The sequence below is a fragment of the Streptomyces sp. NPDC015171 genome (assembly GCF_043079545.1).
Taxonomy (GTDB): domain Bacteria; phylum Actinomycetota; class Actinomycetes; order Streptomycetales; family Streptomycetaceae; genus Streptomyces.
The window spans coordinates 12437-35512 of record NZ_JBIBUO010000005.1 but is presented as its reverse complement, the minus strand read 5'-3'; the positions used below and the strand labels follow the sequence as shown (position 1 = coordinate 35512).

The 23076-nt window shown below is 71.7% G+C and carries 23 protein-coding genes; 13 read left to right on the top strand and 10 right to left on the bottom strand.

Annotation, left to right across the window (positions count from 1 at the left end):
• Positions 1–19: 19 nt before the first annotated feature.
• Positions 20–1813 (bottom strand): bifunctional metallophosphatase/5'-nucleotidase, encoded by a 1794-nt coding sequence (locus tag ACF073_RS15320; RefSeq protein ID WP_392070074.1) that lies wholly within the window; start codon positions 1811–1813, stop codon positions 20–22.
• Between the two features lie 194 nt (positions 1814–2007).
• Between ACF073_RS15320 and mshD the strand changes: the two genes are divergently transcribed.
• From mshD to ACF073_RS15280, 8 genes are all read left to right on the top strand, one after another.
• On the top strand, positions 2008–2934 hold the full coding sequence (gene mshD / locus ACF073_RS15315) for a mycothiol synthase (RefSeq protein ID WP_392070072.1): 927 nt from the start codon (positions 2008–2010) through the stop codon (positions 2932–2934).
• A 92-nt stretch (positions 2935–3026) separates the two neighbouring features.
• Positions 3027–3413, top strand: coding sequence for a GntR family transcriptional regulator (locus tag ACF073_RS15310; RefSeq protein WP_392070071.1), 387 nt, complete (start codon positions 3027–3029; stop codon positions 3411–3413).
• On the top strand, positions 3410–4330 hold the full coding sequence (locus ACF073_RS15305; protein WP_392070069.1) for an ABC transporter ATP-binding protein: 921 nt from the start codon (positions 3410–3412) through the stop codon (positions 4328–4330). The genes ACF073_RS15310 and ACF073_RS15305 overlap by 4 nt, the downstream gene beginning before the upstream one ends.
• Entirely contained in the window at positions 4327–5355 is a 1029-nt protein-coding gene (locus ACF073_RS15300; RefSeq protein WP_392070067.1) for an ABC transporter permease, read from the top strand. The genes ACF073_RS15305 and ACF073_RS15300 overlap by 4 nt, the downstream gene beginning before the upstream one ends.
• Entirely contained in the window at positions 5352–6122 is a 771-nt protein-coding gene (locus ACF073_RS15295; protein ID WP_392070065.1) for a hypothetical protein, read from the top strand. Before ACF073_RS15300 ends, ACF073_RS15295 begins: the two co-directional genes overlap by 4 nt.
• Before the next feature lie 158 nt (positions 6123–6280).
• Positions 6281–8698 carry an RNA degradosome polyphosphate kinase gene (locus tag ACF073_RS15290; protein WP_392070063.1) on the top strand — a complete coding sequence of 806 codons (2418 nt, stop codon included), beginning with the start codon at positions 6281–6283 and terminating at the stop codon, positions 8696–8698.
• On the top strand, positions 8679–9860 hold the full coding sequence (locus tag ACF073_RS15285; RefSeq protein ID WP_392070061.1) for a CHAD domain-containing protein: 1182 nt from the start codon (positions 8679–8681) through the stop codon (positions 9858–9860). The genes ACF073_RS15290 and ACF073_RS15285 overlap by 20 nt, the downstream gene beginning before the upstream one ends.
• 19 nt (positions 9861–9879) lie before the next feature.
• Complete coding sequence (locus tag ACF073_RS15280; protein WP_392070059.1) at positions 9880–10305, top strand: NUDIX hydrolase; 426 nt, start codon at positions 9880–9882, stop codon at positions 10303–10305.
• A gap of 33 nt (positions 10306–10338) precedes the next feature.
• On the opposite strand, the gene ACF073_RS15275 is transcribed toward ACF073_RS15280, so the two are convergent.
• Complete coding sequence (locus ACF073_RS15275; RefSeq protein WP_392070058.1) at positions 10339–10524, bottom strand: hypothetical protein; 186 nt, start codon at positions 10522–10524, stop codon at positions 10339–10341.
• A gap of 139 nt (positions 10525–10663) precedes the next feature.
• Here ACF073_RS15275 and ACF073_RS15270 point away from each other — a divergent pair, with 139 nt between their 5' ends.
• Positions 10664–11524, top strand: coding sequence for a hypothetical protein (locus ACF073_RS15270; RefSeq protein WP_392070056.1), 861 nt, complete (start codon positions 10664–10666; stop codon positions 11522–11524).
• 119 nt (positions 11525–11643) lie between these two features.
• Positions 11644–11805 carry a hypothetical protein gene (locus ACF073_RS15265; RefSeq protein WP_392070989.1) on the top strand — a complete coding sequence of 54 codons (162 nt, stop codon included), beginning with the start codon at positions 11644–11646 and terminating at the stop codon, positions 11803–11805.
• 26 nt (positions 11806–11831) lie between these two features.
• Here ACF073_RS15265 and ACF073_RS15260 read toward each other — a convergent pair whose 3' ends face one another.
• Positions 11832–12140 carry a metal-sensitive transcriptional regulator gene (locus ACF073_RS15260; RefSeq protein ID WP_392070054.1) on the bottom strand — a complete coding sequence of 103 codons (309 nt, stop codon included), beginning with the start codon at positions 12138–12140 and terminating at the stop codon, positions 11832–11834.
• A 218-nt stretch (positions 12141–12358) separates the two neighbouring features.
• Here ACF073_RS15260 and ACF073_RS15255 point away from each other — a divergent pair, with 218 nt between their 5' ends.
• Entirely contained in the window at positions 12359–12979 is a 621-nt protein-coding gene (locus ACF073_RS15255) for a DUF47 domain-containing protein (protein WP_392070052.1), read from the top strand.
• 7 nt (positions 12980–12986) lie between these two features.
• Positions 12987–13985 (top strand): anion permease, encoded by a 999-nt coding sequence (locus ACF073_RS15250; RefSeq protein WP_392070050.1) that lies wholly within the window; start codon positions 12987–12989, stop codon positions 13983–13985.
• Between the two features lie 507 nt (positions 13986–14492).
• Here the strand turns inward: ACF073_RS15250 and pstB are convergent.
• The 4 genes from pstB to pstS form a co-directional block, all read right to left on the bottom strand.
• Positions 14493–15269, bottom strand: coding sequence for a phosphate ABC transporter ATP-binding protein PstB (gene pstB, locus ACF073_RS15245; protein ID WP_392070048.1), 777 nt, complete (start codon positions 15267–15269; stop codon positions 14493–14495).
• A 76-nt stretch (positions 15270–15345) separates the two neighbouring features.
• The gene (pstA, locus tag ACF073_RS15240) at positions 15346–16407 is read right to left on the bottom strand and encodes a phosphate ABC transporter permease PstA (RefSeq protein ID WP_392070046.1); all 1062 of its coding nucleotides are present in this window, start codon (positions 16405–16407) and stop codon (positions 15346–15348) included.
• Complete coding sequence (gene pstC / locus ACF073_RS15235; RefSeq protein WP_392070044.1) at positions 16404–17408, bottom strand: phosphate ABC transporter permease subunit PstC; 1005 nt, start codon at positions 17406–17408, stop codon at positions 16404–16406. The genes pstA and pstC overlap by 4 nt, the downstream gene beginning before the upstream one ends.
• A 115-nt stretch (positions 17409–17523) precedes the next feature.
• The gene (pstS, locus tag ACF073_RS15230) at positions 17524–18654 is read right to left on the bottom strand and encodes a phosphate ABC transporter substrate-binding protein PstS (protein WP_392070042.1); all 1131 of its coding nucleotides are present in this window, start codon (positions 18652–18654) and stop codon (positions 17524–17526) included.
• Between the two features lie 322 nt (positions 18655–18976).
• Here pstS and ACF073_RS15225 point away from each other — a divergent pair, with 322 nt between their 5' ends.
• Positions 18977–20548: an FAD-binding oxidoreductase gene (locus ACF073_RS15225; RefSeq protein WP_392070040.1), complete on the top strand. Its 1572-nt coding sequence runs from the start codon at positions 18977–18979 to the stop codon at positions 20546–20548.
• Positions 20549–20551: 3 nt separating this feature from the next.
• Here ACF073_RS15225 and ACF073_RS15220 read toward each other — a convergent pair whose 3' ends face one another.
• The 3 genes from ACF073_RS15220 to ACF073_RS15210 all read right to left on the bottom strand — a co-directional run bounded on the left by ACF073_RS15220 (position 20552) and on the right by ACF073_RS15210 (position 22999).
• Entirely contained in the window at positions 20552–21037 is a 486-nt protein-coding gene (locus ACF073_RS15220; RefSeq protein WP_392070038.1) for a hypothetical protein, read from the bottom strand.
• A gap of 16 nt (positions 21038–21053) precedes the next feature.
• Positions 21054–21758 (bottom strand): phosphatase PAP2 family protein, encoded by a 705-nt coding sequence (locus tag ACF073_RS15215; RefSeq protein WP_392070036.1) that lies wholly within the window; start codon positions 21756–21758, stop codon positions 21054–21056.
• Positions 21759–21997: 239 nt separating this feature from the next.
• A complete protein-coding gene (locus ACF073_RS15210) occupies positions 21998–22999 on the bottom strand; it encodes an NlpC/P60 family protein (protein ID WP_392070034.1) in 1002 nt (333 codons plus the stop codon).
• Positions 23000–23076 lie beyond the last annotated feature (77 nt).

Here is a 23076-nt window from a genome sequence, read left to right as displayed (position 1 = left end):
TAGGGACGGTACCCGGGCCCTACCGCACGACGGTGATCCGGTCGGCCTTCGGCGGGGTGAGGGGGTTGGCGGCGGACGAGTTCGCCGTCAGGTACTTCGCCAGCGCGGTGAGGTCGTCCGAGCCCACCAGGTCGCCCGTGCCCTGGCCCAGCGTCGGGAAGCCGTCGCCGCCGCCCGCGAGGAAGCTGTTGGTGGCGACCCGGTAGGTGGCCGCCGGGTCGATCGCGGCGCCGTTCAGCCGGATGGAGCCGGTGACCACGCGGTCCGCGCCGGACTTGGTGAGGTCCAGCGTGTAGGTGAGCCCGGCGGACGGCTGCAGGATCTTCGGGGCCGCCGCGTTGGCGCCGCTCACCTGCTCCTTGAGCACCTGGACCAGCTGGGCACCGGTGAAGTCCTGGAGGTTCACCGTGTTGGCGAACGGCTGGACGGTGAAGCCCTCGGCGTAGGTGACCACGCCGTCGCCCTCGGCGCCCTTGGCCGGATAGGTCAGGCCGGCCCGGACGCCGCCCGGGTTCATCAGGGCGAGGCTGGTCCTCGGGTCCAGTTCACGGCCGTGGGCGAGCTGCGCGTCGGCGATCAGGTCGCCCATCGGGGACTCGGTGCCGGTGTTGTCGACGTCGGCGGCAACGTAGCCGATGGGGCGGTTGCCGATCGGGGCGGCCAGGGTGTTCCAGCGGGAGATCAGGTCCGTCATGTCCGCGGCCTTGGGGACGTCCCGGGTGACCACGTGGTTCGCGGACTTCACGGCCGTACGCGCGATGTCGCCGGTGCGGCGGTCGTAGGTCAGCGTGGTGTCCGTGTACAGGCGCCCGAAGGAGGCCGCGGAGGTGACCATGCGGGGGCGGCCCGCCGGGTCGGGGACGGTGCAGACGTACGCGTTGTGGGTGTGGCCGGTGACCAGGGCGTCGACGGCGGGCGTCACGTTCTTCGCGATGTCGACGATCGGGCCCGAGATGCCGCTGCCCGCGCCCGCCGAGTCGCAGTCGTAGTTGTACGCGCCCGAGGCCGGGAAGCCGCCCTCGTGGATGAGGGCCACGATCGACTGCACGCCCTGGCGCTGGAGCACCTTGGCGTACTTGTCGATCGTCTCGACCTCGTCCTTGAAGGACAGCCCCTTGACGCCGTCGGCGGAGACGATGTCCGGGGTGCCTTCGAGGGTGACCCCGATGAAGCCGATCTTGACGTCCTTCTTCTTCCAGACCCAGTACGGCTTCAGGATCGGCTTGCCGCTCTTCTGGTCCAGGACGTTGGCGGCCAGGTACGGGAAGTCCGCGCCCTTGAACTTCTTGTCCGTGTAGCAGCCGTCCGTCGGGTGGCAGCCGCCGTTCTGCAGCCGGGCCAGCTCCTTGGCGCCCTCGTCGAACTCGTGGTTGCCGACCGAGGTGACGTCCAGGTCCAGCTTGTTGAGGGCCTCGACGGTGGGCTCGTCGTGGAAGAGGCCCGACAGCAGCGGGGAGGCGCCGACCATGTCGCCGCCGGCCGCCGTGATCGAGTACGGGTGGCCCTTGCGGGCCTGGCGGAGGTGGGTCGCGAGGTACTCGGCGCCGCCCGCGTCGATCGTCTTCGTCGTGCCGTCCGGCTGGAGTTCGCTGACCCGGCCCGAGGAGCCGGCCGGCGGCTCCAGGTTGCCGTGCAGATCGTTGAAGGACAGCAGCTGGACGTCCTGGTAGCGGCCCGGACGGTGGTGGTGGCGGTGGCTCTCGTGGGCGTCCGCCGGAAGGGCGGTGGCGAGCGCGGCGACCGTGGCGAGGCCGGCCGCCGACGCGAGAAGGACAGAGGTACGGCGTCTGGTGCGCCGGGGCACGACGGTCATGGAACCCCCCTGTGGGTCGGCTGTGGTGGCTCGGCGCAGCCTAGGGTCAACGCGCGTAGCACGACAGGGGGTTCAGGGTTACATCCTGGTTTCCCTTTGCCCTTTCCTTTGCCGGTCCCCCCGCCGGGCCGGATAGCGCCGCTCGCGCCCGGGGTACCGGGACTTCACCCCGGCCGCGCCGTACCCTCGTACGCATGAGCAGCGACGACACCGTACGGGGCCTCCCCGCCCGTTCCATCGAGACCTACTCCGCGCTCACTCCGGACCGGGCCGAGGCCGTGCTGAGCCTGCTCGGCGAGGCCGCCCGGATCGACGGGCAGCAGCCGGTGTCCGAGCAGGGCCGGCTGCAGCTGCGCGGCGGTGCCCGCGAGGGCGTCTCGCATCTGCTGCTGGCCGCGGACGGCGAACTCGTCGGCTACGCCCAGCTGGAGGACACCGACCCGGTGGAGGCGCCGGCCGCCGAGCTGGTCGTGCATCCCGCGCACCGCGGGCACGGACACGGCCGGGCGCTCGGCGCGGCCCTGCTCGCCGCCTCCGGCAAGCGGCTGCGGGTGTGGGCGCACGGCGGCCACCCCGCCGCCCGGCATCTCGCCCAGGTGCTCGGCCTCACGCTCTTCCGCGAACTGCGCCAGATGCGGCGGCCGTTGGACGGCCTCGACCTGCCCGAGCCGGCCCTCGCCGAGGGCGTGACCGTGCGCACCTTCGTGCCCGGCAAGGACGACGCGGCCTGGCTCGCGGTGAACGCCGCCGCCTTCGCCCACCACCCGGAGCAGGGCTCGCTGGTCCAGCGGGACCTCGACGACCGCAAGGCCCAGCCGTGGTTCGACCCGGCCGGGTTCTTCCTCGCCGAGCGGCGCGGCGAGCTGATCGGCTTCCACTGGACCAAGGTGCACGCCGAGGAGGGGATCGGCGAGGTGTACGTCCTCGGGGTGCGGCCCGGCGAGCAGGGCGGCGGCCTCGGCAAGGCGCTCACCACGATCGGGCTGCGCCATCTGGCCGCCCAGCAGCTGCCCACCGCGATGCTCTACGTCGACGCGGACAACAAGGCGGCGGTGACGGTCTACGAGCGGCTGGGCTTCACGGTCCATGAGACGGACCTGATGTACCGCACCGAAACCTGACATTCCCGTACAGGAGGGGCGGCCGTGTTGACGGCCGCCCCTCTTTTACACCACCCTTTCACTACTCAATTAGTGAAAGGGTGGTTGTACCGATGGTCGAGTACCGCATCGACCGGCACAGCGGCGTGGCCACCTATGTGCAGATCGTCCAGCAGACCAAACAGGCCCTCCGCCTCGGCCTGCTGGAACCGGGGGACCGGCTGCCCACGGCGCGCGAGGTGGTGGAGGCCACCGCCATCAATCCCAACACCGTTCTGAAGGCCTACCGCGAGCTGGAGCGCGAGGGTCTGGTGGAGGCGCGGCGCGGGCTCGGCACCTTCGTGCGGCGCTCCCTCGGCACCGCCCCCGCCGACTCCCCGCTCCGCGGCGAACTGGAGGAGTGGGCGGACCGCGCCCGCGCCGCCGGACTCGACCGCGACGACGTGGCCGCACTCTTCACTGCCGTACTCGACAAGCACTTCCAGGGAGACCCGACATGAGCAGCCACCCGGCGTTGAGGGCCGAGGCTCTGGGGAAACGGTTCGGCCGGCGGTGGGGGCTCGCCCTGCCCGGACGGGGCCGGGGGCCGCAGGGAGCGTGGGCGCTGCGTGACTGCTCGTTCACGCTGCCCGCCGGACGCGTGTGCGCGGTCGTCGGCCCCAACGGCGCCGGCAAGTCCACCCTGCTGGCCCTGGCCGCCGGGCTCACCACCCCCACCGAGGGCGGCCTGAGCGTCCTCGGCACCACCCCGGCGGCGGCCCGCCCCCGGGTCGGCTTCGTCGCCCAGGACAAGCCGCTGTACCCGCAGCTCACCATCGCCGAGACGCTGCGCATGGGCGCCGACCTCAACCCCGGGCACTGGGACGCGGCCACCGCCGAGCGGGTCGTCGCGGGCGGCGCGCTGGACCCCGGGGCCCGCGTCCGCTCCCTCTCCGGCGGCCAGCGCACCCGAGTGGCGCTCGCCCTCGCCCTCGGCAAGCGGCCCGAGCTGCTGCTCCTGGACGAGCCGATGGCCGACCTCGACCCGCTGGCCCGGCACGAGCTGATGGGCACGCTGATGGCCGACGCCGCCCAGTACGGCACCACCATCGTGATGTCCTCGCACGTCGTCGCCGAGCTGGAGGACTCCTGCGACCATCTGCTGCTGGTCGGCGACGGCCGGATCCGGCTGGCCGGGGAGATCGACGAGCTGCTCGCCGCCCATCTGCGGGTGACCGGCGCCGCCGAGGCCACCCGGCTGGACACGCACACCGTGGTCGAGTCCCGGGTCACCGGCCGCCAGCTCACCGCGCTGATCCGCCCCGCGGGCCCGGTCACGGGCGACTGGCGCACCGCCACGCCCTCCCTGGAGGAGCTGGTCCTCGCCCATCTGCGCAACCCCGGCGCACCGAGCCTGCCCGCGGAGCGTGCCGCATGACCACCGCCCTGACCGGGCCGGCAGCCGTACGGCGGGACGCCGGGACACCGCGCCTGACCCGCTGGATCCTGCGCCTGCACCGGCCCGCGCTGTACGCGTGGACCTGCCTGGTGCTCGCCCTGGCCGCCCTGCTGCTCGCCCTGCACGGCCCGCTCGCCGACGCGGCGGCCGAGGGCTGGCGCCAGTACGACGCCTGCCGCTCCACGGCCAGGTGCGGCTACGACCAGGCCGCGATCCTCCGCTACAAGGACTTCTCCACCTACGGCACCCTCGCCGTGAACGCACTGCCCTTCCTGGTGGCCGCCTGGGCGGGGGCCGCGCTCACCGGCCGCGAGCTGGAGTCCGGCACGGCCGGGCTGGCCTGGACACAGGGACTGTCACCGGTGCGCTGGCTGGCGCTGCGCCTCGCCGTGCCGGCGGTCGCCGTCGCCGCCGGGTGCGCCCTGCTCGCCTGGCTGCACCACGCCGCCTGGACCGCGGGCCGGGGCCGGATCGACACCGCCAAGGACTGGTACGACCGCACGACCTTCCACGCCGGCGGCCCCGCCCTCCTCGCCCTGGCCCTCGCCGGGCTCGCCGCCGGCACCCTCGCCGGCCTGCTGCTCCGCCGCACCCTGCCCGCGCTGATCGCCGGCACCCTGGTCACCGCCGGTCTGCGCGGCGCGACCGAGCTGGCGCTGCCGCACCTGTGGCCCCCGGTCACCCGCGTCTCCGGCATGGACCAGGGCTTCGTGGGCTCGGGCCTCGTCGTCGACCAGGGCATGGTCACCCGCTCCGGCGCCCATGTGCCGGTCCCCCCGTGCGGTTCCTCCGCCCAGTGCGAGGCCGCGTACGCCGACCTCACGGGCCACTGGAACAGCTACCACCCCTACGCCCACTTCTGGCCCCTCCAGCTCACCACCGGCGCGCTGCTCCTGGCCGCCGCCGGGCTGCTCGCCCTCGGCTGCTTCCTGGCCCTGCGCCGGCTGACCGGGCCGGCCGGCCGGGCCCCGAAGACCACCGCGACCCGGAAGGCCGCCGTATGACCAGCGCCCTCGCCCCCGGCCGCCCCGCCGGCCGCCGCCCCGCCACCCGCCGCACCCTGCTGCGGCTGCACCGCCCGGCCCTGCTCGCCTGGACCGCCTTCGTGCTGCTCGTGGCCGGCGCGCTGCTCTGGGTCCACCAGTCCGCGGCGCCCCGGGACCGGGCCTGCGCCACCAGGTGGTGCGCCTACTCGTACACCGCGTTCACCGACACCGGCAACGTCATGAACTTCCTGGGCGACGCCCTCTGCTACGCCCCCTGCGCGGTGGCCGCCTGGGCCGGTGCCGCGCTGATCGGCCGCGAGCTGGAGTCCGGCACCGCCCGGCTGGTGTGGACCCAGGCCGTCACCCCGGCCCGCTGGCTGACCGCGAAGCTGACCGCGGCCGCGCTGCCGCTGCTCGCCGGCAGCGCGCTGCTCGCCCTGGTCTTCGGCCAGGTCTGGTCCGCCGACCAGGACGTCCTGGTCACCAACTGGACCTGGGACCGCGTCTTCGTGCCGCGCGGCCCGCTGCTGCCCGCGCTCGTGCTGTTCGCCCTGGCCGCCGGCGCGCTGGCCGGCCTCGCCCTGCGCCGGGCCCTGCCCGCGCTGGCCGTGGCCGGTGCCGCCGCCCTGGTCCTGCGGATGTGCCTGCGCGACCTGTGGCAGCCGCTGCGCGGCCCGCGGACCGGATTCTGGCCCCTGCATCTGGCCGCGACCGGCATGGTCCTCGCCCTCGCCGCCGCCGTCACCACCGCCGCGTACGCCGTACTGCGCCGCCGCGCCGCCTGAGGCCGGACCCCGCCGGTACGGCCACGTCCCGCCACGGGGGGCGGGACGTGGCCGTACCGGCGTCCTCGCGGCCCGGAACCCCTTCGAGCCGCCCCCCGCTATCCCGCACGTCATGTCGCCGTAACCATTGATTCAGCCAGACTTGCGACGCTCGGCCAATGAAGCCCGCCGTGCCAGAGCCTTCGCCGCCCCCCGAGGAGCGAGCAGCGGGGAACGGGGCCGTGAAGCTCCCACCCGCACGTTCCGACGCGCCTGTGTCGCCCGTTGCGCGGAAGAATGGGTTCATGAGTCAGCAAGACACCCAGGCAGAGGCCCACCCGTCAGCCACCACCGCACTCAGCGCAGGCTCCGCGGGCGACAGCGACAGCACGAAGCAGCAGCCCCCCGTGGGCTCCCTCGCCGCGCACCGCCCGCACACCGTGGCCGCGACGGTCTCCGACCTGGAACCCGACCTCGACGCGGACCTCGACGCCTACGAGGAGTCCCCTGGCGACGGCACCCCCCTGCCCCAGGGCCGCTTCCTCGACCGGGAACGCAGCTGGCTCGCCTTCAACGAGCGGGTCCTCGAACTGGCCGAGGACCCGAACACGCCCCTGCTGGAGCGCGCGAACTTCCTCGCGATCTTCGCCAGCAACCTGGACGAGTTCTTCATGGTCCGGGTGGCCGGCCTGAAGCGCCGTATCGCCACCGGCGTCGCCACCCGCTCCGCCTCCGGCCTCCAGCCCCGCGAGGTGCTGGAGATGATCTGGGCCCGCTCCCGTGAGCTGATGGCCCGGCACGCCGCCTGCTACCACGAGGACGTCGCCCCCTCGCTCGCGGAGGAGGGCATCCACCTGGTCCGCTGGTCCGAGCTGACCGAGAAGGAGCAGGCCCGGCTCTTCACGCTCTTCCGGCACCAGATCTTCCCGGTCCTCACCCCGCTGGCCGTCGACCCCGCGCACCCCTTCCCGTACATCTCCGGCCTCTCCCTGAACCTGGCCGTCGTCGTACGCAACCCGGTCAGCGGCCACAAGCACTTCGCCCGCGTGAAGGTGCCGCCGCTGCTGTCCCGCTTCCTGGAGGCCTCCCCGGGCCGCTACGTCCCCATCGAGGACGTCATCGCGGCCCCCAACCACCTGGAAGAACTCTTCCCGGGCATGGAGATCCTGGAGCACCACGCCTTCCGGATCACCCGCAACGAGGACCTGGAGGTCGAGGAGGACGACACCGAGAACCTCCTCCAGGCCCTGGAGAAGGAACTCATGCGGCGCCGCTTCGGGCCGCCGGTGCGCCTGGAGGTCGAGGAGTCCATCGACCGCGAGGTGCTGGACCTGCTGGTGCGCGAGCTGAAGATCTCCGAGGCCGAGGTCTACCCGCTGCCCGGCCCGCTCGACCTCACCGGCCTCTTCCGCATACACGGCCTCGACCGGCCGGAGCTGAAGTACCGGAAGTTCATCGCCGGCACCCACCGCGACCTCGCCGAGGTCGAGTCGGCGTCCGCGCCCGACATCTTCGCGGCCCTGCGCACCCGGGACGTGCTCCTGCACCACCCGTACGACAGCTTCTCCACCTCCGTGCAGGCCTTCCTGGAGCAGGCGGCGTCCGACCCGGACGTCCTCGCGATCAAGCAGACCCTGTACCGCACCTCCGGCGACTCGCCCATCGTGGACGCGCTGATAGACGCGGCCGAGTCCGGCAAGCAGGTGCTCGTCCTGGTCGAGATCAAGGCCCGCTTCGACGAGCACGCCAACATCAAGTGGGCGCGCAAGCTGGAGGAGGCGGGCTGCCATGTCGTCTACGGCCTGGTCGGCCTGAAGACGCACTGCAAGCTGTCCCTCGTGGTCCGCCAGGAGGGCGAGACCCTGCGCCGCTACAGCCATGTCGGCACGGGCAACTACCACCCGAAGACGGCCCGGCTGTACGAGGACCTCGGGCTGCTCACCGCCGACCCGCAGGTCGGCGCGGACCTCTCCGACCTGTTCAACCGGCTGTCCGGCTACTCGCGCCGGGAGACCTACCGCCGCCTGCTGGTGGCGCCCAAGTCCCTGCGCGACGGCCTGGTCTCCCGGATCCACAAGGAGGTCCAGCACCACCGCGCGGGCCGGCCGGCCTTCATCCGCATCAAGGTCAACTCGATCGTGGACGAGGCCGTCATCGACGCCCTCTACCGCGCGTCCCAGGCGGGCGTGCCGGTGGACGTGTGGGTGCGCGGCATCTGCGCGGTCCGCCCCGGTGTCGCGGGCCTGTCGGAGAACATACGGGTCCGCTCCATCCTCGGCCGCTTCCTCGAACACTCCCGGGTCTTCGCCTTCGGCAACGGCGGCGAGCCCGAGGTGTGGATCGGCAGCGCCGACATGATGCACCGCAACCTCGACCGCCGGATAGAGGCGCTGGTCCGGGTCGTGGACCCCGGCCACCGCGCAGCCCTCAACCGGCTGCTGGACACCGGCATGTCCGACGGCACCTCCTCCTGGCACCTCGGCCCGGACGGCGAGTGGAGGCGACATGCGACCGACGCGGACGGTCAACCCCTGCGCAACGTCCAGGAGATGCTCATAGACGCCCGGAGGCGCCGGCGTGGCACAGCAACACCTTGACCCGACGGACCCCACGGCCGAGGCGGTGACCGGAGACGCCCTCGCGGGGTATCTGCGCGCCCAGGCCACGGAGTTCCTCCGCGCCCTGCGCCTGCACCGGGAGACCGGGGGCAACGGCGGGGGCGCCGCCGCGCGCGGATACCCGGGCGCGGGGGACGGCGGCGCGGAGGAGTGCGTCGACGCGGCACGCGCCCTGCGCCGCTCGGCCCGCCGCATCAGCGGCAGCCTGCACACGTTCCGCCCGCTCCTCGACGCCGACTGGTCCGAGGAGATGCGCCCCGAACTGGCCTGGCTCTCCGGCACGCTGGGCCTGGAGCACGCGTACGAGGCCCGTCTGGAGCGCCTGCTCGCGGCGCTGCACCGGCTGTCGGGGGCGACGGCACTGCCCGTCCAGGCCGTCGGCACCGGGGCCGCCGGCAGCCGTGCCGCCGGACCGGCGTCCCTCTCCGTGAAGGCGGCACCGGAGGGCCGGCCGGCCGGCCCGGCGTCCGCACCGGAGCGCGGCACCCTCACGGTGGGCGCGGCCAAAGCGGGCGCCCTGCTGGAGCGCCAGCTGACCCTGGCCCGGACGAGGGCCCACTCCACGGCGCTCCAGGCCCTCGGCTCCTCCCGCTTCCACGCCGTCGCGGACAAGGTCGCCGTGCTCGCCAGCGAGGTCCCGCTCACGCCCACCGCCGCCGCCACCGGCCTGCGCCCCCTCGCCGCCGCGGCCGAGGAGCGCCTCGCGGACGCCGTCGCCGCACTCCCCCTGATCACCGCGGGCCACCCCTACAACGCGGAGGCCCTGGTCCACGGCCTGTCCCCGGATCCGTCCCCGCACCCCCAGGACGGCCCCTGGCACCAGGTCCGGCTGCTGCTGCGCCTGCACCGCTACGCCCGCGAGGTGCTGTACGGCGGCGGCGCCTGCGCGCGCGAGCCGGGCCGGCGGTTCGGCGGCGCCCCCGTGGACACCCGGCTGCTGGCGGCGGGCCAGGCGCTGAACCGGCACCGGGACGCCTCGGAGGCAGCCGCGGCGGCGGCACAGGCGGCCCGTACGCCCCGGATCACGCCCGCGACCGCGTACGCGCTCGGCGTGCTCCACGCCGATCAGCGGCACGAGGTCGAGGCGTCCCGGTTCGCGTTCCAGCAGGCCTGGCAGACGCGGACCGTCCACGCGCCCTGAACCCCCGCGAGGAGGCGGTGTGAACGACTCGGTGGTCCAGGCGGCCGGCTGTGTGCTGTGGCGCCGCTCCCCGCTCTCCGGCGACCTGGAGATCTGCCTGGTCCACCGGCCGAAGTACGACGACTGGTCCCACCCCAAGGGCAAGCTCAAACGGGGTGAGGACCCGCTCGCCGGCGCCCTGCGCGAGGTCGCGGAGGAGACCGGGTACGCGGCCGATCCCGGCGGCGAGCTGCCGACCCTGCACTATTCGGCCAATGGGCGGCCCAAGCGGGTGCGCTACTGGGCGGGAGAGGCGATTTCCGGCCACTTCACGCCCAATGCCGAGGTGGACCGCATTCTGTGGCTCTCCCCGGCCGCGGCCCGCTCCCGGCTCACCCAGCCCCGCGACCGGGACCTGGTGGAAGCGCTCGGCCGGCCGGCCGGGCGCGGGGAGCGGCAGCGCTGAGCCGGGGGCCGGGCGCGGGTACGGCCGCTTTCGTCACCGGTCCGCCGTGTGCGCCTCCGCGTCCGTGCGGGCCTGGCTGCGGGCCCGGCGGGCGGGGCCGCGCCAGCCGCAGCTGCACCGGGCCGTACAGAAAGGGCCCTGCTCGGTCGTCGTCGTGAGGTGTTCCTGCCCGGGCCGGGCGTGATCCGGCCCGTCCTGCTGCGCCGAGGTGACTGCCACCCCGACAACGTTACCCATCCGCGGGAAAACGGCCGCCACCGCCTCCGCCCGCCCCGGCGACGCGTGACGACGCCCCCTACCCGTCGTTAACCGGACGACAGTGGGCCCGTGACGGACACCGGCTGGGGGTAGGCAGGCCATGGATCGGCGGCAGCACAGACGGACCGGCGCGACGGCCGTCACGGTGGGCATCCTCCTCGGTCTCGGGACGGCCGCCACGGGCTGTACCGGCAGCGGGGCCGCCGCCGAGGACGTCAAGGGACCGTCCGATCCGGTCACCGCACTGCACCGGGCCGCCGACGCGCTGCGCGACGCGGGCAGCTCCAAGGCGGGCACCTCGATGGAGATGGCCACCGGCGGCACCCGGGTCACCATCCGCGGCAAGGGCGTCTACGACTACCGGCGCCGCCTCGGCCGGCTCACCGTGCTGCTGCCCGAGGACCCCGCGGGCGCCTCCGAGCACCGGCCCATCACCGAGCTGCTCGCCCCGGGCGCCCTGTACATGAAGAACCGGGGTGCGGGCGTGCCCGCCGACAAGTGGGTGCGGGTGGAGACCGCGACGCTGTCCGACGGCAATCTGGTCACCGGCGGGGCGACCGATCCCTTCGCCGCCGCCGAGGTGCTGCGCGGCACGCGCGAGGCGACCTTCGTCGAGCGGACCGAGGTGGCCGGGATCCCGGTGCGGCACTACCGGGGCACCGCCGACCTGGGCCGGGCGGTCCGGTACGCCTCGGCCGAGAACAAGGCGTCCCTGGCCGCGGCGGCAAAGGGGTTCGCCACGGCCGCGGTCCCGTTCGACGCCTACCTGGACGACGAGGGCCGGATCCGCAAGCTCCGGCAGCGCTTCAGCTTCGTCAACGGCCGCCAGCGGGCCAGCGTGGCGGTCGCCTCCACCCTGCTCCTGTACGACTTCGGCGTCCCGGCCGACGTCCGGCTGCCGGCCCCGACGGACATCTACGCGGGCCGGATCGCCGAGGACGACACCGGCGGCAGCGCCTGAATCCGGCCGGCGCACTAGTCCGGGACGCCCTCCCGTAAGTAGCCCGTCCGTGCCATGCGCGGTGTGTAGACCACTGCCTACCCTAGGAAGTGGGTGACGGCAGAGAAGAGGTGAGGCGGGTGGCTCCGGTCGGCGGCACGGCGGTTCAGGACCACGTGGCCCTCGCCGAGATCGAGCTGTGCGGCGACCTGATCATCGCGGCCTCGGCAGCCGAGGAACGGCTCAGCATGGAGAGCATCGACGAGGTGCTGCGCGTGGCGGAGGAGCGAGATCCGGCCTGAGCGCGGGCCGGGACGGCCGCGGCGGCTCAGGTGCGCAGCAGCCGGCCGATCGCCTTCGTCGCCTCGTCCACCTTGGCCTCGATCTCGTCGCCGCCCTTGAGGGCCGCGTCCGCGACGCAGTGCCGCAGGTGCTCCTCCAGCAGTTGCAGCGCGAAGGACTGCAGGGCCTTGGTCGAGGCGGAGACCTGGGTGAGTATGTCGATGCAGTAGGTGTCCTCGTCCACCATCCGCTGCAGGCCGCGGATCTGCCCCTCGATCCGGCGCAGCCGCTTGAGGTGCTCGTCCTTCTGCTTGTGGTAGCCGTGGTGCGTGGCGCCGGCCTCGGTCGTCGTCATCGCGGGCCTCCGTCTCGGGACGAGCTGCGGACACAGAACGGGATACATACCCCTACTGGGTATATGGTAACGAACTTTGCGGGGTAGGGAGCCCTTGGTACGCCCCCGTGCTGATCACTGTGCCTGATGGGCGACACTGGGGGACGGCCCATTAGCCGTGGCCGGATGATGCGCCTAGCATCAGCCTGACCGAAACCGAAGCACCCCGAGGATCCCACGTGCGCTTTCGTCTGACCCCCAGGGAGACGAGCTTCTACGACATGTTTGCCGCGTCCGCGGACAACATCGTCACGGGCTCGAAACTCCTGATGGAACTGCTCGGGGCGGACGCGTCTGCCCGGGCCGAGATCGCAGAGCGTATGCGGGCCGCGGAACACGCAGGTGACGACGCCACGCACGCGATCTTCCACCAGCTGAACTCCTCGTTCATCACGCCGTTCGACCGCGAGGACATCTACACCCTCGCCGGTTCCCTGGACGACATCATGGACTTCATGGAGGAGGCCGTCGACCTGGTCGTCCTCTACAACGTCGAGGAACTGCCGAAGGGCGTCGAACAGCAGATCGAGGTGCTGGCCCGGGCGGCCGAGCTGACCGCCGAGGCCATGCCCCACCTGCGCACACTGGAGAACCTGACCGAGTACTGGATCGAGGTCAACCGGCTGGAGAACCAGGCCGACCAGATCCACCGCAAGCTGCTCGCCCACCTCTTCAACGGCAAGTACGACGCGATCGAGGTGCTGAAGCTCAAGCAGATCGTGGACGTCCTGGAAGAGGCGGCGGACGCGTTCGAGCACGTGGCGAACACGGTGGAGACCATCGCCGTCAAGGAGTCCTGAGGCGTCGATGGACACCTTCGCTCTGGTCGTGACCGTCGCGGTCGCGCTCTTCTTCACGTACACGAACGGTTTCCACGACTCGGCGAACGCGATCGCGACGTCGGTGTCGACGCGGGCGCTGACCCCGCGGGCGGCCCTCGCCATGGCCGCGGTGATGAACCTCGCGGGTGCCTTCCTCGGCTCCGGGGTCGCCAAGACGGTCAGCGAGGGCCTGATCGAGACGCCCCAGGGCTCCAAGGGGATGGGCATCCTCTTCGCCGGCCTGGTGGGCGCGATCGTCTGGAACCTCGTCACCTGGTACTTCGGTCTGCCGTCCTCGTCCTCCCACGCCCTGTTCGGCGGCCTGGTGGGCGCGGCGCTCGCGGGCGGTACGACGGTGATCTGGCACGGAGTGATCGACAAGGTCATCATCCCGATGTTCCTGTCGCCGCTCGTGGGCCTGGTCGTCGGCTACCTGGTCATGACGGCGATCATGTGGCTCTTCCGCCGGTCCAACCCGCACAAGGCCAAGCGCGGCTTCCGTATAGCCCAGACCGTCTCGGCGGCCGGCATGGCGCTGGGTCACGGTCTCCAGGACGCCCAGAAGACGATGGGCGTCGTGGTGATGGCACTGGTGATTTCCGGCCATGAGACGTACGGCGACCCGATCCCGGTCTGGGTGAAGATCGTCTGCGCCGTGATGCTGTCCCTCGGCACCTACGCCGGCGGCTGGCGGATCATGCGCACGCTCGGCCGCAAGATCATCGAACTCGACCCGCCGCAGGGCTTCGCCGCCGAGACGACGGGCGCGTCGATCATGTTCACCACCGCGTTCCTGTTCAAGGCCCCCATCTCCACGACCCATGTCATCACCTCGGCGATCATGGGCGTGGGCGCGACGAAGCGGGTGAACGCCGTCCGCTGGGGCGTCGCCAAGAACATCGTCCTCGGCTGGTTCATCACCATGCCGGCCGCCGCGCTGGTCGCCGCGCTCTCCTTCGGCGTGGTCAAACTGGTAGCGCTGTAACGCTCCCCCACCCACCCGCCGAAACCTGACCGACGCCGAGACGGCACCCGCCACCGGCGCCCCACCCACCCGCCGGGACCTAACCGGCGCCGGGACCGCACCCGCGCCGGGGCTTCACCCACCCGCCGGGACCTGACCGGCGCCGGGACCCCCACCCACCCGCCGAGACCTAACCGGCGCCGGGACCACACCCGCCACCGGGGCCCCACCCACCCGCCGAGACCTAACCGGCGCTGGGACGGCACCCGACGAACACCCCACCACCCCCAGCCGCCCGGTCCGCGATCACCCCCGCCGGCCTCGCGCACTCGACTCCCGCCTCTCGGCCGACCGAGTCGGGTGGGTGGGTGGGCGAAAGGACCCGGGGCCAGGGGCGAAGCCCCGAAGCCCCGGCCGACGCCCCGTACCGAACGCGGCGGGCCCGCCCCCGGGAGCCAGGGGCGGGCCCTTTTGCATCCTCGCGGTGGCACCGCCATGCAGCACCGCGAGGGGTTCAGAGGCTCCGGCTCAGCCGAAGCGGCCGGAGATGTAGTCCTCGGTGGCCTGGACGGACGGGTTGGAGAAGATCCGCTCGGTGTCGTCGATCTCGATCAGACGGCCGGGCTGGCCCACCGCCGCCAGGTTGAAGAACGCCGTACGGTCCGAGACACGCGCCGCCTGCTGCATGTTGTGCGTCACGATGACGATCGTGAAGCGCTCCTTCAGCTCACCGATCAGGTCCTCGATGGCGAGGGTGGAGATCGGGTCGAGGGCGGAGCACGGCTCGTCCATGAGCAGCACCTTGGGCTCGACCGCGATCGCCCGCGCGATGCACAGACGCTGCTGCTGGCCGCCCGAGAGGCCGGAGCCCGGCTTGTTCAGGCGGTCCTTGACCTCGTTCCAGAGGTTCGCGCCCTTGAGCGACTTCTCGACGACGTCGTTCAGCTCGCTCTTGCGGTAGCTGCCGTTCAGGCGCAGACCGGCCGCCACATTGTCGAAGATCGACATCGTGGGGAACGGGTTCGGGCGCTGGAAGACCATGCCCACCTCGCGGCGGACCGACACCGGGTCGATCCCGGCCCCGTACAGGTCCTCGTCGTCGAGGAGCACCTTGCCCTCGACGCGGCCACCGGGGGTGACCTCGTGCATACGGTTCAGCGTGCGCAGGAACGTCGACTTGCCGCAGCCGGAGGGGCCGATGAACGCCGTCACCGAGCGCGGCTCGACCGTCATCGAGATGTCTTCGATCGCCTTGTGGGAGCCGTAGTAGGCGGTGAGTCCGCTTACGTCGATTCGCTTGGCCATGTCTACTTCACTTCCAGAAAATTCAAGCTCGGTCGCTATGTGGGGCCGCCACGCGGCGCTAGCCGCTGCTCGATGCTCAGCGACCGGTCTTCGGGGCCTTCCAGCGGGCGATGCCGCGGGCCAGCAGGTTCAGGATCATCACGAAGGCGATCAGCGTGAGGGACGCCGCCCAGGCCCGGTCGTAGGCCGCGTTGGCGCCCGCGCTCTGCGCGTACTGCTGGTAGATGTACAGCGGCAGCGAGGCCTGCGCGCCCTCGAACGGGTTGTTGTTGATGAACGGGTTGCCGAACACCAGCAGCAGCACGGGCGCGGTCTCGCCCGCGATCCGGGCGATGGCCAGCATGATGCCGGTGGTGATGCCGCCGATGGAGGTCGGCAGGACCACCTTCAGGATGGTCCGCCACTTCGGCACACCGAGCGCCAGCGAGGCCTCGCGCAGCTCGTTCGGTACGAGCTTCAGCATCTCCTCGGTGGAGCGGACGACGACCGGCATCATCAGGATGGCCAGAGCCAGCGAACCGGCGAAGCCGAACGGCTGCATCTCGAAGATGAGCATCAGGCTGAGGATGAACAGGCCCGCGACGATCGACGGGATACCCGTCATGACGTCGACGAAGAAGGTGACGGCCGTGGCGAGGCGGCCCCGCCCGTACTCGACCAGGTAGATCGCGGTCATCACACCGATCGGGGCGCCGATGGCGGTGGCGAGGCTGACCTGCTCCAGGCTGCCGATGATGGCGTGGTAGATGCCGCCGCCGGGCTCGGAGTCGGCGACGACACCCATCGAGTGGGTGAGGAAGTAGACGTCGAGCACCTTCACGCCGCGCGAGATGGTCGTCCACACCAGGGAGACCAGCGGGATGACGGCGAGCAGGAAGGCGACCCAGACGAGCGAGGTGGCGATCCGGTCCTTGGCCTGCCGGCGGCCCTCGACCCGGGCGGAGATGACGTAGGTGCCGAGGACGAAGAGGAGCGCGGCGATCAGGCCCCACTGGATCTTGCTGTGCAGATCGGCTGCGAAGCTGATCCCGACCCCGAGGGCGAGCGCGCCCGCGGCGATCGCCGGCGCCGTCCACTTCGGGAGGCTGGCGGCGCGCAGCGTGCTGGGGCGCTTGTCGCTGACGGCTGCGGTGCTCATGCGTTGGCCCCCGAGTACTCCTTGCGGCGGGCGATGATCGCGCGGGCCGCGCCGTTGACCAGCAGGGTGATGACGAAGAGGACGAGACCGGACGCGATCAGCGCGTCCCGGCCCTGCTCGGTGGCCTCACCGAACTTGCTGGCGATGTTCTGGGCGAAGGTGCCGCCGCCCGGGTTCAGCAGGCTGGCCTGGATGTCGTAGCTCGGGGAGAGCACGGTGGCCACGGCCATCGTCTCGCCGAGGGCACGGCCGAGACCGAGCATCGAGGCGGAGATCACGCCGGAGCGGCCGAACGGCAGGACGGCCATGCGGACGACCTCCCAGCGGGTGGCGCCGAGGGCCAGCGCGGCCTCCTCGTGCATCCGCGGGACCTGCCGGAACACCTCACGGCTGACGTTGGTGATGATCGGCAGGATCATGATCGCCAGCAGGATGCCGACGGTGAGCATCGCGCGGGGGGCGCCGCCCTCCCAGGAGAAGATGCCGGTCCAGCCGAGGTAGTCGTTCAGCCAGCCGTACAGTCCCTGCATGTGCGGGACGAGGATCAGGGCGCCCCAGAGGCCGTACACGATGGACGGCACGGCGGCGAGCAGGTCGATCACATAGGCGATCGGACCGCTCAGCTTGCGCGGGGCGTAGTGCGTGAGGAACAGCGCGATCCCGATGGCGATCGGGACCGCGATGGCCATGGCGATGACCGAGGAGACGACCGTGCCGAAGGCGAGCACCGCGATGCCGAAGACCGGCGGGGTGAGGTTGGTGTTCCACTCGAAGGTGGTCAGGAAGTTCCCGTGGTCCTTGCTGATCGCGAGCGAGGCGCGGTAGGTGAGGAAGACCGCGATCGCGGCCATGATCACCAGCAGCAGGATGCCGGAACCCCGGGACAGGCCCAGGAAGATGCGGTCACCGGGACGGGTGGCACCACGGGACGCGCGCTTCTGCTGGGCGACCGTGGGCTGTGGCGTGGGGGGAGGGACGTCAGTTGTCGTAGATATGTCCATCGGATTCTCCGGTCTGCGGAGCCACGGGCCCGCTGGGGGCCGCGGCTCGTGGCGGCGGTGCACCGGACGGTGCGGCCCGGCCCTGTGAGGAACCGGGCCGCACTCTCGGATCAGGTCAGCTCAGGCCGTCGACAGTCGTACGGACCTTCGCGATGATCTCGGCGGGGATCGGGGCGTAGTCGTTCTCGCCCAGGACCTTCTGGCCGTCCTCGCTGGCGATGTACTTCAGGAACGCCTTGGTCGCGGGCAGGGTGTCGGCCTTGTTGCCCTTGTCGCAGACGATCTCGTACGTGACCAGGGTGATCGGGTACGCGCCCTCGGCCTTGGTCTTGTAGTCGAGCTGGAGGGCCAGGTCCTTGCCGGTGCCGACGACCTTGGCCGCGGCGATGTCCGCGGTGGCGGACTCGGTGGACGGCTTGACCGGGGTCTTGGCGCCGGTGTTGATGGCGACCGTGTTCATGTCCTTGGCGTAGGACAGCTCGAAGTAGCCGATCGCGCCGGAGTTCTGCTTGACGCCCTGGGCCACACCGGCGGAGCCGGAGGCCGCCTGGCCGCCCTGCGCCTGCCAGGCCTTGCCGCCGGAGTACTTCCAGTTGTCCGGGGCGGTGGCGATCAGGTACTTGGTGAAGTTGTCCGTGGTGCCGGAGTCCTCGGAGCGGTGGAAGGCCTGGATCTTCAGGTCGGGAAGCTTCGCGCCCGGGTTCAGCTTCTTGATCGCCTCGTCGTTCCAGTTCTTGATCTTGCTGTCGAAGATCTTGGCGAGCGTCGGGGCGTCCAGGACCAGGTTGTCGACACCCGGGACGTTGTAACCGAGGGCGATCGGGCCGCCGACCATCGGGAGGTCGATGCCCTGGCCGCCCTTGCAGACCTGCTTGGAGGCGGTGACCTCTTCGGGCTTCAGCGGCGAGTCCGAACCGGCGAAGGCGATCTGGCCCTGGTTGAAGGAGGTCACACCGGCGCCGGAACCGGCACCCTTGTAGTTGATCTGAACGCCACAGGCCTGCGAGAAGGCCTTCACCCAGGCGTCGATCGCGTTCTTCTGCGCGGAGGAGCCGTCTGCGAGCAGCTGGCCCTTGGCGTCGTCGCACTTGACCGAGCCGGCGGCGGCGGACGAGGACGGGTTGCCCGAGGCCTTGCCGCCGTCGCCGTTGTCGTCGGAGCCGCACGCCGTCAGAGCCAGGGCGCCGGTGACGGCGACAGCACCGAGAGAGAGGGCGCGCAGCCGGTTCTTGCGCTGAAGCATCACGTTCGGAAGTTCCTTCCAGGAGCCGCCGCTGTCGGCGGCGCGCGAGGTAAGTGAGTGCGGAGAGCGCATCCGTGACCGCGCCCCGCACCGTGTACGGCCGAAATTAGGCAGATCAGGTGAAGGCACCGATGGCCAGAAGTAAACGGAGGGTGAACCCCTGCCGTCGGCCTGGTTAGGTCACGGAATGCTTACGGGGAGAGCACATGGAGATTCCGACGAAGGGCTGACACGGGCGCGCGTTCGGTGTTCTTCACCCGTCCGGGGGAACCCCGCCGCGCGGGACGTCGTCTCGTTCCACGACAGCCGAGGAAAGGCGACGGACATGGAACGGCGTACGTTCATCTCGGGCGGCGCGGTCGCCCTGGCGACGACCGCACTGACCGGGTGCGGTGCGAGCGGTGGATCTTCCGCCCCTGCGGCGGCGCACCCCGGTACGCCGTCGCGCTCATCCTCTCTTACGTCCCTGAAGACCACCAGCGCGACCGCCGCGGCGAACTGGGCGGCCCTCGCCCGTGACCTGGACGGCAGCCTGGTACGGCCAGGCGACGCCTCCTGGAGGACCGCCCACCAGCTGTACAACACCCGCTTCGACGGCCTGAAGCCCGCCGCGGTGGCCTACGCGGCGCACGCCGCCGACATCCGCACCCTCCTGTCGTACGCCCGCGCGCACGGCATCAAGGTGTCGATACGCAACGGCGGCCACTCCTACGCGGGCTACTCCTCCGGCGACAGCCGGCTGATCCTCGACGTGTCCCGGCTGAACCGGATCCGGGTCAGCGGCGACCAGGCGGTCGTCGGCGCCGGCTCCAAGCTGATCGACGTCTACCGGGCGCTGGGCGCGAAGGGCGTGACCATACCCGCGGGCTCCTGCCCCACCGTCGGCGTCTCCGGGCTCGTGCTCGGCGGCGGCCACGGCGTCGTGTCCCGCGCCTACGGCCTGACCTGCGACAGCCTCACCCAGGCCACCCTGATCACGGCGGACGGCACCCAGGTCACCGCCGACGCGAGCCACCACTCCGATCTCTTCTGGGCGCTGCGCGGCGCCGGCAACGGCAACTTCGGCGTCGTCACCGAACTGCACTTCAAGACCCATGCCGCGCCGCAGGCCGTGACCGCCCACATGACGTGGCCCTGGTCCAAGGCCGCCAAGGTGCTCAAGGCGTGGCAGGAGTGGGGCCCGAGCCAGCCCGACGAGATCTGGTCCTCCCTGCACCTGTCGTGCTCCCCGGGCCGCACCCCGGCCGTCTCCGTGTCCTGCTTCTCCCTGGGCACCTACGGCGAGCTGCAGAACGCCGTGGACCGCCTGGCCCACCTGGCCGGCGCGAACGCCGCCTCGGTCTCCCTGCACCGCCGCGGCTACGAGGAGGCCATGGAGATCTACGCCAACTGCTCCTCCTTCGCCACCGACGCCCAGTGCCATCTGCCGGGCTCCACGCCGGGCCGCTCCCCGCAGGGCAAGCTGGGCCGCGAGACGTACGCGGCCCGCTCCGACTTCTTCGACCGCTCGCTGTCCGCCGCCGGCATCCAGACCGTGCTGAAGCAGATCTCCTCGGTGCGGGGCGGCGGGGGCAGCATCGCGTTCACGGCGCTCGGCGGCGCGGTCAACCGGGTCTCCCCGACCGCGACCGCGTTCGTCCACCGCCGCTCGCGGATGCTGGCCCAGTACATCGCCTCCTGGGGCGCGGGGGCCTCCGGCACCACCGCGCAGTCCTGGCTGACCACGGCCCACGACGCGATGAAGCCGTACGCCTCGGGCGCCGCCTACCAGAACTACACCGACGCGACCCTGAAGGACTGGAAGAAGGCCTACTACGGGGACGCCGCGACCCGGCTGGCCAAGGTGAAGAAGCAGTACGACCCGCAGCGCTTCTTCACCTACGCGCAGGGGCTGTAGCCCTCAGCGGTGGCAGAGCACGCCGACCACCACGGCCTCCGGGTCGAGGTGCTCCAGCTGCTCGTCGGCCCATTCCCGGTACCCGTCGACGCCGCCGTCCCGCCACCGGCCGTCCAGCGTGAGCAGGGCGTGCCCGGCGACGGCGGCGCGCGGCGCGTCGTGCTGCCGTGCCGCCCGCTGCCGCATGGCGGCGAAGTCGAGCAGGCCGCGCGGGCCGCCGTGGCACTCCAGCGGGCCGAGCGGCGCGAGGCCGGCCCTGTGCGCCGGGACTGTGGCGGACGTGAGCAGCCTGGGGTCGCCGTCGTACGCGGGACGGACGAGGTACGGGGCCGCGGGGTGGACCTGGACGATCCACCCGTCCCATTCGCCGACCGGGTTCCAGTCGTCCGTGGCGTTCATGTCGTACGGGGCCATGGCCACGGCGAGGGCGTCCGGCACCCGCTCGGGCGGGGTGGGCGGCAGGCACACCGTGGCGTAGAACTCGGTCATGCGCGGGAGCGTAGGGCTACGCCGCCAGGTCGCGCTCCTCGGTTTCCATCGGCTTGCGGGCGCTGGGCAGCAGGGCGTCCGGGCCGCTCCCGGCCGGCGCTCCGCGCCGGATGAGCCGGCCGGCCCGGGGCGAGCGCTCCACGGCCCGCATCAGCGGCGTGAGCAGCGCCGCGGCCGGCGGGGACAGCAGCAGGACGACCGCCGTACCGAGGGCGAAGCCGCCGATGACGTCCGTCGGGTAGTGCACGCCCATGTAGACCCGGCAGAAGCCCTCCAGCAGGGCCAGGCCGATGCCGGCAAGGCCGAAGCGGCGGTGGGCGACGAAGAGCCCCACGCCGAGCGCCATCGTGATCGTGGCGTGGTCGCTGACGAAGGAGAAGTCGGTCTTGCCGCTGACGAGGACGTCCAGGCCCTGGTGGTCGTTGAAGGGGCGGGGGCGCTCCACGAAACCCCGTATCGGCACGTTCACCAGCACCGCGAGGCCGGCCGCGAGCGGCGCCCACACCAGCGCGGCCACCGAGGGCGCCGCCTCCTCGCCGCCCCGGCGCCGCACGGACCACCAGCACCACAGGACCAGCAGCACCATGGCGAGGAGCAGGCCGTACTCCCCGACGAACTCCATGACCCGGTCGAACCAGCCGGGGGCGTCCTTGGCCAGGCCGTTGATGTCGTAGAGCAGTTCGACGTCGGGGTTCGATCCGGATTCGGCGAGTACAGCCATGGTGCTGCGGCCCCTTCGTCGTTCGTCCGGACGCACCGGGTGTGCGTCGCTCCTGCCCCCCGTGGTTCGTAGATCCGCTTTCGCTGCACTGCCGTACTGCCCGTACTGACGTCCGCTCGGCTACGTCAACAGGAACGCACAGCCCCCATCAATACGTTCCACTCTCCACTGAATGATCACGCAGACGTTATCGAAGAGAGACTCGTCTCCGCAGCTCAGGGGGTGACTTCACGGTCAGTTCACACGGTGGTGGGGAGCGCTTTCGCGCCATCTTCGGTTACCCGGGTCGCGCCGAAGTAGTCGGGGGTGTCGATCGGGTCGAAGCGGATCACGGCGCCGGTGCGCGGGGCGTCGATCATGTACCCGCCGCCGACGTAGATCCCGACGTGCCGGATGGCCCGCGAGTCGGTGAGGTTGTCGGAGAAGAACACGAGGTCACCGGGGAGCAGTTGGTCCCGCGAGGGGTGCGGCCCGGCGTTGTACTGGTCGTTGGCCACGCGCGGCAGGGTGATGCCGACCTTCTCGTAGGCCGCCTTGGTCAGGCCCGAGCAGTCGAACCGGCCGCCCTGGTCGGCGGTGCCGTTGCCGCCCCACAGGTACGGCGTGCCGAGCCTGCTCTGCGCGAAGGAGATGGCGCCGGCGGCCTGCCGGGTGGGGTCGATGCGGGTGACCGGGGCGGCGAAGCTCTTCTCCAGGCTGCGGATCCGCTGGACGTAGTTCCGCGTCTCGCTGATCCCCGGCACCCCGCGGGAGCGGATGACGCGGTAGGCGCCCGCGTTGTAGGCGGCGAGCATGTTGTCGGAGACGTCGCCCGGGACGTCCTTCACGTACTTCGCCAGCTCGCAGTCGTACGAGGCGGCCGACGGGATCGCGTCGTCGGGATCCCAGATGTCCCGCTTGCCGTCCCCGTCGCCGTCGATCCCGTGCGTCGCCCATGTGCTGGGGATGAACTGGGCGATGCCGCGGGCGTCGGCCGGGCTGACGACGGTCGGGTTCCAGCCGCTCTCCTGGTACAGCTGGGCGGCGAGCAGTGCCGGACTGAGCGCCGGACACAGGTTCCCCCACTGCTGCACGAGCCCCTTGTAGGCGGCCGGCACGGCCCCCTTGGCCAGTCCCCGACTCCCCGAGGTCACCCCGTTGACCAGGTTCCCGGCCACGATGTACACGCCGACGACGAGCAGCATGACGAACCCCGTGCCGAGCGCTGTCGCGGCACCACCGATCACCCATACCTTCCGCACGGTTCAACTTTCCCCCATGCGGGCCCCGTTCAAGGCCATTTGAGCGCGAAGTGGCGCCATTTCACAGGTGACCGGCC

Bases quoted from the DNA above. Each gene is read 5' to 3' on its own strand.
- ACF073_RS15290 (WP_392070063.1), top strand. From the start codon at position 6,281: ATGAAGCCCGCCGTGCCAGAGCCTTCGCCGCCCCCCGAGGAGCGAGCA.
- ACF073_RS15215 (WP_392070036.1), bottom strand. From the start codon at position 21,758: ATGGCTGTACTCGCCGAATCCGGATCGAACCCCGACGTCGAACTGCTC.
- ACF073_RS15320 (WP_392070074.1), bottom strand. From the start codon at position 1,813: ATGACCGTCGTGCCCCGGCGCACCAGACGCCGTACCTCTGTCCTTCTC.
- ACF073_RS15305 (WP_392070069.1), top strand. From the start codon at position 3,410: ATGAGCAGCCACCCGGCGTTGAGGGCCGAGGCTCTGGGGAAACGGTTC.
- mshD (WP_392070072.1), top strand. From the start codon at position 2,008: ATGAGCAGCGACGACACCGTACGGGGCCTCCCCGCCCGTTCCATCGAG.
- ACF073_RS15270 (WP_392070056.1), top strand. From the start codon at position 10,664: ATGGATCGGCGGCAGCACAGACGGACCGGCGCGACGGCCGTCACGGTG.
- pstC (WP_392070044.1), bottom strand. From the start codon at position 17,408: ATGGACATATCTACGACAACTGACGTCCCTCCCCCCACGCCACAGCCC.
- pstA (WP_392070046.1), bottom strand. From the start codon at position 16,407: ATGAGCACCGCAGCCGTCAGCGACAAGCGCCCCAGCACGCTGCGCGCC.
- ACF073_RS15250 (WP_392070050.1), top strand. From the start codon at position 12,987: ATGGACACCTTCGCTCTGGTCGTGACCGTCGCGGTCGCGCTCTTCTTC.
- ACF073_RS15225 (WP_392070040.1), top strand. From the start codon at position 18,977: ATGGAACGGCGTACGTTCATCTCGGGCGGCGCGGTCGCCCTGGCGACG.
- ACF073_RS15310 (WP_392070071.1), top strand. From the start codon at position 3,027: ATGGTCGAGTACCGCATCGACCGGCACAGCGGCGTGGCCACCTATGTG.
- ACF073_RS15300 (WP_392070067.1), top strand. From the start codon at position 4,327: ATGACCACCGCCCTGACCGGGCCGGCAGCCGTACGGCGGGACGCCGGG.
- ACF073_RS15260 (WP_392070054.1), bottom strand. From the start codon at position 12,140: ATGACGACGACCGAGGCCGGCGCCACGCACCACGGCTACCACAAGCAG.
- ACF073_RS15295 (WP_392070065.1), top strand. From the start codon at position 5,352: ATGACCAGCGCCCTCGCCCCCGGCCGCCCCGCCGGCCGCCGCCCCGCC.
- ACF073_RS15220 (WP_392070038.1), bottom strand. From the start codon at position 21,037: ATGACCGAGTTCTACGCCACGGTGTGCCTGCCGCCCACCCCGCCCGAG.
- pstB (WP_392070048.1), bottom strand. From the start codon at position 15,269: ATGGCCAAGCGAATCGACGTAAGCGGACTCACCGCCTACTACGGCTCC.